The sequence below is a fragment of the uncultured Lactobacillus sp. genome, from assembly GCF_947367085.1.
Taxonomy (GTDB): domain Bacteria; phylum Bacillota; class Bacilli; order Lactobacillales; family Lactobacillaceae; genus Lactobacillus.
Window position 1 is genome coordinate 1 of sequence record NZ_CANBCP010000074.1, and the last position, 6,821, is coordinate 6,821.

At 35.2% G+C, this 6,821-nt stretch carries 8 protein-coding genes; 2 read left to right on the forward strand and 6 right to left on the reverse strand.

The genetic code is table 11. The features are described 5' to 3' along the window. Positions 1-82 precede the first annotated feature (82 nt). Positions 83-907 (forward strand): aldo/keto reductase, encoded by an 825-nt coding sequence (locus Q0Y70_RS09070; RefSeq protein WP_297820104.1) that lies wholly within the window; start codon positions 83-85, stop codon positions 905-907. A 22-nt stretch (positions 908-929) separates the two neighbouring features. Continuing rightward, positions 930-2,051: a low temperature requirement protein A gene (locus Q0Y70_RS09075; protein WP_297820106.1), complete on the forward strand. Its 1,122-nt coding sequence runs from the start codon at positions 930-932 to the stop codon at positions 2,049-2,051. Positions 2,052-2,072: 21 nt separating this feature from the next. On the opposite strand, the gene Q0Y70_RS09080 is transcribed toward Q0Y70_RS09075, so the two are convergent. The 6 genes from Q0Y70_RS09080 to Q0Y70_RS09105 are packed head-to-tail and all read right to left on the reverse strand — an operon-like array spanning position 2,073 to position 6,745. Beyond that, positions 2,073-3,035 (reverse strand): exonuclease domain-containing protein, encoded by a 963-nt coding sequence (locus Q0Y70_RS09080; RefSeq protein WP_297820109.1) that lies wholly within the window; start codon positions 3,033-3,035, stop codon positions 2,073-2,075. A 2-nt stretch (positions 3,036-3,037) separates the two neighbouring features. After that, positions 3,038-3,838 carry a Sir2 family NAD-dependent protein deacetylase gene (locus Q0Y70_RS09085; RefSeq protein WP_297820112.1) on the reverse strand — a complete coding sequence of 267 codons (801 nt, stop codon included), beginning with the start codon at positions 3,836-3,838 and terminating at the stop codon, positions 3,038-3,040. Next, complete coding sequence (locus tag Q0Y70_RS09090) at positions 3,835-4,488, reverse strand: DUF421 domain-containing protein (RefSeq protein ID WP_297820115.1); 654 nt, start codon at positions 4,486-4,488, stop codon at positions 3,835-3,837. The genes Q0Y70_RS09085 and Q0Y70_RS09090 overlap by 4 nt, the downstream gene beginning before the upstream one ends. Then, complete coding sequence (locus Q0Y70_RS09095; RefSeq protein ID WP_297820117.1) at positions 4,488-4,937, reverse strand: DUF3290 domain-containing protein; 450 nt, start codon at positions 4,935-4,937, stop codon at positions 4,488-4,490. Before Q0Y70_RS09095 ends, Q0Y70_RS09090 begins: the two co-directional genes overlap by 1 nt. A 2-nt stretch (positions 4,938-4,939) precedes the next feature. Beyond that, positions 4,940-6,214 (reverse strand): peptidase T, encoded by a 1,275-nt coding sequence (gene pepT / locus Q0Y70_RS09100; protein WP_297820119.1) that lies wholly within the window; start codon positions 6,212-6,214, stop codon positions 4,940-4,942. Positions 6,215-6,271: 57 nt separating this feature from the next. Next, positions 6,272-6,745: a PAS domain-containing protein gene (locus Q0Y70_RS09105; protein WP_297820122.1), complete on the reverse strand. Its 474-nt coding sequence runs from the start codon at positions 6,743-6,745 to the stop codon at positions 6,272-6,274. Positions 6,746-6,821: the final 76 nt, after the last annotated feature.

Sequence of the window (6,821 nt, forward strand, 5' to 3'; positions counted from 1 at the left end):
TTGCAATGAGACTTTTATATTTTTATTTAAAAAACATAAGCTTAAAATAAAAGTAACGAATGTTTACAGGAAGGGATTAAGAATGGAATATTTTAATTTAAATGACGGCTATCGTATCCCCAAAATTGGTTTTGGAACTTATAAATTAAATGGGTCAGATGGTGTTTTTGCCATCGATGAGGCCTTAAAAAACGGTTATCGTCTATTAGACAGTGCTGTAAATTATGAAAATGAAGGTTGCGTTGGACGCGCAATCAAAAACAGTGCTATTAGCCGCGATGAAATATTTGTAACTTCAAAATTACCTGGACGTGACCATAAATATCACAAAGCAATCAACCAAATTAAAGAATCACTATACTGTATGGATCTAGACTATCTCGATCTGTATCTAATTCACTGGCCAAATCCTCAAGAAGATAAATACGTCGAAGCTTGGCAAGCCTTAGTCGATGCCAAAAAATGGGGTCTAGTTAAATCAATTGGTGTTTCCAATTTTGAAAGCGAACATATTAATAAAATTTACGAAGCTAGCGGCGTATATCCAGCTGTTAATCAAGTCGAACTCCATCCTTATTGGTCGAGTCAAAAAGTACGCGAATTCGATGACGCCCATCAAATCATTACCGAAGCTTGGAGTCCTTTGCAACGCGGTGGAGATGCATTTAAAGAGCATGTTATCAGTGATTTAGCTAAAGAACATCACAAATCTCTGGCCCAAATTATTCTGCGCTGGGAAACGCAACTAAATGTTATTCCGATTCCCAAAGCTTCTTCAAGCAACCACCAATTATCTAATCTAGATATTTTCGACTTCAAATTAAGTCAAAATGAACTTGATCAAATAACCGCCTTAGACAAGATCGAAGAACGTCGATTTGATCCTAACCAACATCAGGAATTTTAAGTTATATGAAAGTTGGATCATTATGCTAAAACAAGTTAAACATGTTTCTAAAATTGCTCTTTTCTACGATTTAGTTTTTGTCTATATGATTTCAAAAACCACTGAAATCTTACATCATCTAGAACATGGCTTAGTTTCACCAACATCCTTTTTCTTTTTCGCTCTAATTGTGCTGATTTTTATTAATTCTTGGATGATTCAGACAATATTTACTAATCGCTACGGCAAAGGAAGCTGGGGAGATATCGCATTTTATATCATTGATATGATGATTGTGTTATACATGTCAAATTCTTTTGATACCAACAATCTTCGGGAAATGCGCATTTTATTTATTTCAGCTGGTTTATTATCTTTCACCCTTTGTCTGCACTACTTGATCAATTATTTTCAAGTAAGTCAGCAAATAGACAAAAAGATCTCACAAACTTATTTTGTAATTTTGCTAATTCGTGCCCTTAGCTTAATCATAGGCGGAATTTTAGATAATGATCCTGGACTAATAATTGCAATTATTGGTGTATTAATCAGTTGGCTCGCACCTATTTTGACTAAAAATGAAAGTCGTCAGCATCCTATCATCTTCAGTCACCTATTAGAGCGTTTAAATATGCTTATTGTGATTATCTTTGGCGAAACAATTATTGGTGTAGCTGAATATTTTAAGGTTGATACTTTTAATTTTTATTCTATCCTGATCTTTCTAGTTGTAGGTTTCTTATTCTTTGCCTATATGTGGCAGTTCGATCAATTATTAGATGAAAATCAACCAGATGCTAGTGGTGATTTACTAATTTATGTGCATTATTTAATTATCTTCAGTATTAGCTTAATTACAGTAGGACTTAAATTTATTAATGAAAAAGAAGCCAGTTCATATTTTGCCGTACTTTGTTTATATGCTGGCATCGGATTATTTTATTTAGGTTTAGGCTTAGCTAGTAAATATAATAAAAAGCAATTTACTATCCCAGCAAGTTTAGTCATTGCCATTACAATGATTATTTTAAGTGGATGTTTAATTTGTTTATATTGGCCGGATTTCGGTATTATTTCAACAGTTACCTGCTTAGCTACTTTTTTAAATGCCTTTATCTTAGTTCATCATTGTTTACCAGATATTAAAAAAGGAATTCTCTCATAAAACAAGAGAATTCCTTTTTTGCTACGATCTTGCCCAATCATCTAGGACATTCAAGAAAAACTTTTCTGACCAAGTCCTAATTTTTTGACCTTGATCTTTCCGCATCTTCGCCTTATTTAATTCAGCTAGGTCACTTCTAAAGAAATCACCATCACCAGTCAAAACAAAATCAGTATCTTCGTCGACTTGCTCTTGAACAAATCCGCCCAAGTTTTCAATAGCCGTCGCAAGTTCTGTTTTATCCAATGCCAAATCTCCTGTAATCACAACATTCTTATGATTAAATGGACTTCTAAAGACTTGGGTTTGGCGCACCATTTCTGGCCAAGAATGTGCTAGATCAACATTTTTGACACTTTCGTGGGCTCTAAGCATATGATCTTGCTTAAAGTGCTCATGCAAATTATCAAAAACTTCTTTAGTATCTAAACAATCATCTAAGCCGCGGTGTTCTTGAGATTGGGCAATCCCCATTCTTTGCATACAATCAATTAAACGATTATGGCGTTCATTAACATAATAGCTTCTAGCTAGGCGCAAAACATCAACATAATCATTGCTTAAGACTGGCAAATTATATTTTAAAGTCAAATCATAAACAAAGTTCAAATCAAAGTTAACATTATAGCCGACAATCACATCACTACCAATGAATTGGCGATATTCAGTAATTGCTTGATCAACAGGTTTTCCTTTTTCTTCAATACTTTTTTCGTCAATTCCATTTAAACGAGTCAAAAAAGTAGGTACTTTGTTAGAATCTGGAAACTTGACCAATTCAGAAAATGTCGCAATAGTTTCACCATGGCGCACTTTCAAAGCACCCATTTCTGTGATGCGGTTGCGATATGGACTCAACCCAGTTGTTTCAACATCAATCAAGGTATAATTTTCGGGAAAACCTGGCTTTTCCATACCCTTAGCACGGATTTTTTCTTGAGCTCCGGGAATATTTAAGATTCCTTGAATAATTGAAATACTCATACTTATCCCTTCAATTCATCTATTACATTTTCAATCGAAGTATTTAACCCAATACTTGTCTTTTGTAAATCATCTGGCAAATCTTCTTGAGCCAAGTCAGCTGCGATATAGCGCCATGTTGGATGTTCACGCGTCATACTAATCATTGGATCAAGCAATTGGGGACTTGTCGGATCCACGCCCAATTCTAACACCACTACTTTTTTATCCTGATTCTGAGTTAAAAACCAGCGAAAACGGGTATTAGCATCTTGATCCGGATAAAAATGAGCATTTAGCGGCATGTGTAATTCCATTGGCGAATTACAATCTTCACATTTCGGAACACTGCCGTGTCCTTCGCTATAGGCTGTCACTACTTCTAAATCAGAACGTGTACCGTGGTTTAAACCGCTTGAGCATTGCATCTGAGTCCAATCACCAAAAACATCAAAAATTCTTCTTGGTTCAAAGCCGGCCTTTTCAAAAAAATGACCATAGCTACTTGTAGCAATAAAGTAGTCTTTTCCATCTAATAAGGCCTTTAGCTTCTTCATTGCATCCGTTGGCTCATAATCTAAGCTATATTCTTGAATTAACTTGCTCCAAAATTGCCATTGTTCATCCCAAGAATCAAATTTCTTATCTAAGGCATCCGCAATTGTATGCACCTTATATTTTTCGGCTACATCACGATATTCAATATCAAAAGTAGTGTCATCAAGCATATCTAGCCCTTCCATAATTGAAAAACCATTACCTGCGGTGACAATAATATTATCTGCATCTTTTAGCCATGTCTGGGCTTGCTCAATCTGTGTCATTTTTTACCTCGATTTTGAGAATAACCAGTTAATAAAACTTTACCACTAATATATTCTCCTAAAAAAATATCATCAATTCCATTATAACCAGCATCTTGCACTTGTTGTTCAAGCCAAGCTTGTGATTTGTGAATTAATTCCAAAACATCATTATTTACTTGCCCATCGCTAATAATGGGAAAACGAATATTGGATTCATCATTTTCAATTACGGTCAGCTGTCCATTTTGTTCAAAAATACAGTTCTTTACTTTTTCTACACTGTAAATTCCCTTGCTGCGAAGTTTAAACATCAATTCATTAGCTGAAATTCCAGCCCGCATGCAGTTTCCTACGAGGACTTTACCATTTTTGATCACCTGAACAGGTTTTCCATCAATTAAATTTCTGACCCAGTTATTATGTTCGCGGGTAAATTTCAAAATAAATACCACCAGCGTCCAAATAATCAATACCAGTAAAAACTGCAAGATTGTAATTGCCGGATTATAAATCAACCCGCCAATGATCCCACCAAGAACGTAGTTTTGCAATTGATCTAAGGCAGTAGTTGGGGCTAAGTTACTTTTTCCAAATAAATTGATCTGAATGATCAAGGTCAGCATCCCTAAGGCGAATTTAATAAAAAGTTCTGTGTAATCTAGTTGCATTATTTTTTAACCTCAACTTTATGATCAATAACATGGGCGCGAGTAAGCGTATAAGAATTGTTATCATCATTTAAATTCAATTGATAGTCAATATTTTTAGAATCAATTCTGACAATCATGCCATCGACTAAAGTTGTTGAATTGGCCATCACATCAGATTGCTTGACATTTTCATCGCGCGCAATTGATTTTAAAAATGGAACTATTTGTGTGGTCTGCGACTTTTGAGCACTTAGCTTTTGATAACGCTCATATTGAGTACCCGCAAATAATAGTAAGAACAACAGCGCAATAATTCCTAAATCTCGATAACGCGTCGCAAATCTATTTCTCAAATATAAAAAGACGAAGATAATCATTGCGACTGCTGCAACTAACATTAAGACATAGAGAGTCGTCTTATCACTATTTTGATTATTTTGAATATAGTCAATTGTATAAAAAGTCATGATTAATACTTTCTTTTTAATGGTGTTTGATCACGATTATCGTTCATTTCAAGATGAGTTTGAATAATAGTAGTTAAAGCTTTGGTAAGTAATGCCATACTTTCAACAGTTACATATTCATAAGGTCCATGAAAGTTAGCACCACCATTGAATAAGTTTGGCGTAGGGATTCCTTTTTCAGAAATAAAATCACCATCAGTACCACCTCTAAATGGAATCACTTTCGTTTTTAGACCTATTTTTTCGTAAGCATGACGAACTAAGTTGACCACATAGGGATGTTTTTTGATTAAGTCACCAGGACTATGGTATTGATCATGCATTTGTAATTCAACACGATCTGCGCCGTATTTTTGATTTAGTCTATCCACAATATTTTGCACAAGTTGCTTTTTATCATTAAAGCCGTCGGTATCAAAATCACGGATAATCAAACTAATTTGAGCGTGATCTACGTTGCCATTGTTTGATAAGACCATAAAATATCCATCGAAGTCTTTACTGTTTTCAGGAACTTGACTAGCAGGCAAGTTTTGGATAAATTCACTCGCCATCAGTGCTGCATTAACCATTAAATGGTAAGCTTCACCAGGATGAACGACTGTGCCGTGAAAAGTGATTTTAGCTGCTGCTGCGTTAAAAGTTTCAAAAGCAATATCGCCAGGATCGCCATTATCCAAAGTGTAGGCAAATTCTACCGGAAAACGGCGAGTATCAAAGCGAGCAGCTCCTTTTCCGATCTCTTCATCTGGCCCAAAAGCTACCCAAATTTCTCCATGTTTAATTTCAGGATTATCTACTAAATATTTGAGCATCCCAAGTAATCCGGCAATCCCCGCTTTATCATCTGCACCTAAGAGAGTGTCACCAGAAGCAGTTATCAAGGTTTCGCCGATATGTTTATTCAAACTAGGAAATTGCTTTGCGGACAAAGTTAACCCATGACCTAATTCAATATCTTGCCCATCATAATTATTGTGCACCTGTGGCACAACGTTTTCGCTATTAAAATCAGCTGTATCAACATGTGCAACAAAGCCGATAGGGCTCACTTTTTTATCAGTATTAGCAGGTAATTTCCCTACCGTATAAGCGTCTTTATCACTGTAAGTAATATCTGTTAAGCCTAAGTCTTTTAGTTCTTGAGCAATCTTATTAAGCAAGACTACTTGCCCACTACTTGTTGGAACCTCATTACTATCATCAAAAGAGCGCGTGTTCATCTTACAATATTCAACGAATTTTTCTTGAATATAATTATTATCCACAGTCTTCATCAAATCACCTCATCTATATTAGTTAATATTTTAAGGAAACTAGATAGCGTGTCAAATTCACAAATATTCGGAAGCCCCAGTTTCGGCATCTAATTCATCAGTTTCGCGAAAGTTTTTACCATTATGATTAGACTGGTCATCAACTAACTTTTGTCCCGTTTGCTTTAAATAATAATCCACAAGTGGAAAAACATCTTGAATCTGTCGCAGCATTCCCACCAAGTTATGGTCTTTATCCACCACTTTTTCATAGTGATCCACATAAAAGCGGTGCAAGCTATTATTTTCAGCTGGAAAATCCACAGTTTTTGCACCAGTTTGAATTTGGGTCCATGCTTTTTGCGCATTTTCAATTTGTAATTCGTCAAAAGTTCTCCCAAGCTCTTGAGGATAGTAATTCATATCGGCAGGTTGTTTATAATATTGAAGTCTTTTATCACAATCAAAGAAAAAAATTTCGCCCCTAAAGCTCGATAGCATTGCACTTAACTGATGAGTTGTAAGTTTGCCTGCATTTAAGTCAATCTCCATTGTTTGCATCCTTTCTATTATATTTGCTCTGTTAATTATAAATTATACACAAAAACATGCACTTACTTTCTTTAAG

Bases quoted from the DNA above. Each gene is read 5' to 3' on its own strand.
- Q0Y70_RS09070 (WP_297820104.1), top strand. From the start codon at position 83: ATGGAATATTTTAATTTAAATGACGGCTATCGTATCCCCAAAATTGGT.
- Q0Y70_RS09075 (WP_297820106.1), top strand. From the start codon at position 930: ATGCTAAAACAAGTTAAACATGTTTCTAAAATTGCTCTTTTCTACGAT.
- Q0Y70_RS09080 (WP_297820109.1), bottom strand. From the start codon at position 3,035: ATGAGTATTTCAATTATTCAAGGAATCTTAAATATTCCCGGAGCTCAA.
- Q0Y70_RS09085 (WP_297820112.1), bottom strand. From the start codon at position 3,838: ATGACACAGATTGAGCAAGCCCAGACATGGCTAAAAGATGCAGATAAT.
- Q0Y70_RS09090 (WP_297820115.1), bottom strand. From the start codon at position 4,488: ATGCAACTAGATTACACAGAACTTTTTATTAAATTCGCCTTAGGGATG.
- Q0Y70_RS09095 (WP_297820117.1), bottom strand. From the start codon at position 4,937: ATGACTTTTTATACAATTGACTATATTCAAAATAATCAAAATAGTGAT.
- pepT (WP_297820119.1), bottom strand. From the start codon at position 6,214: ATGAAGACTGTGGATAATAATTATATTCAAGAAAAATTCGTTGAATAT.
- Q0Y70_RS09105 (WP_297820122.1), bottom strand. From the start codon at position 6,745: ATGGAGATTGACTTAAATGCAGGCAAACTTACAACTCATCAGTTAAGT.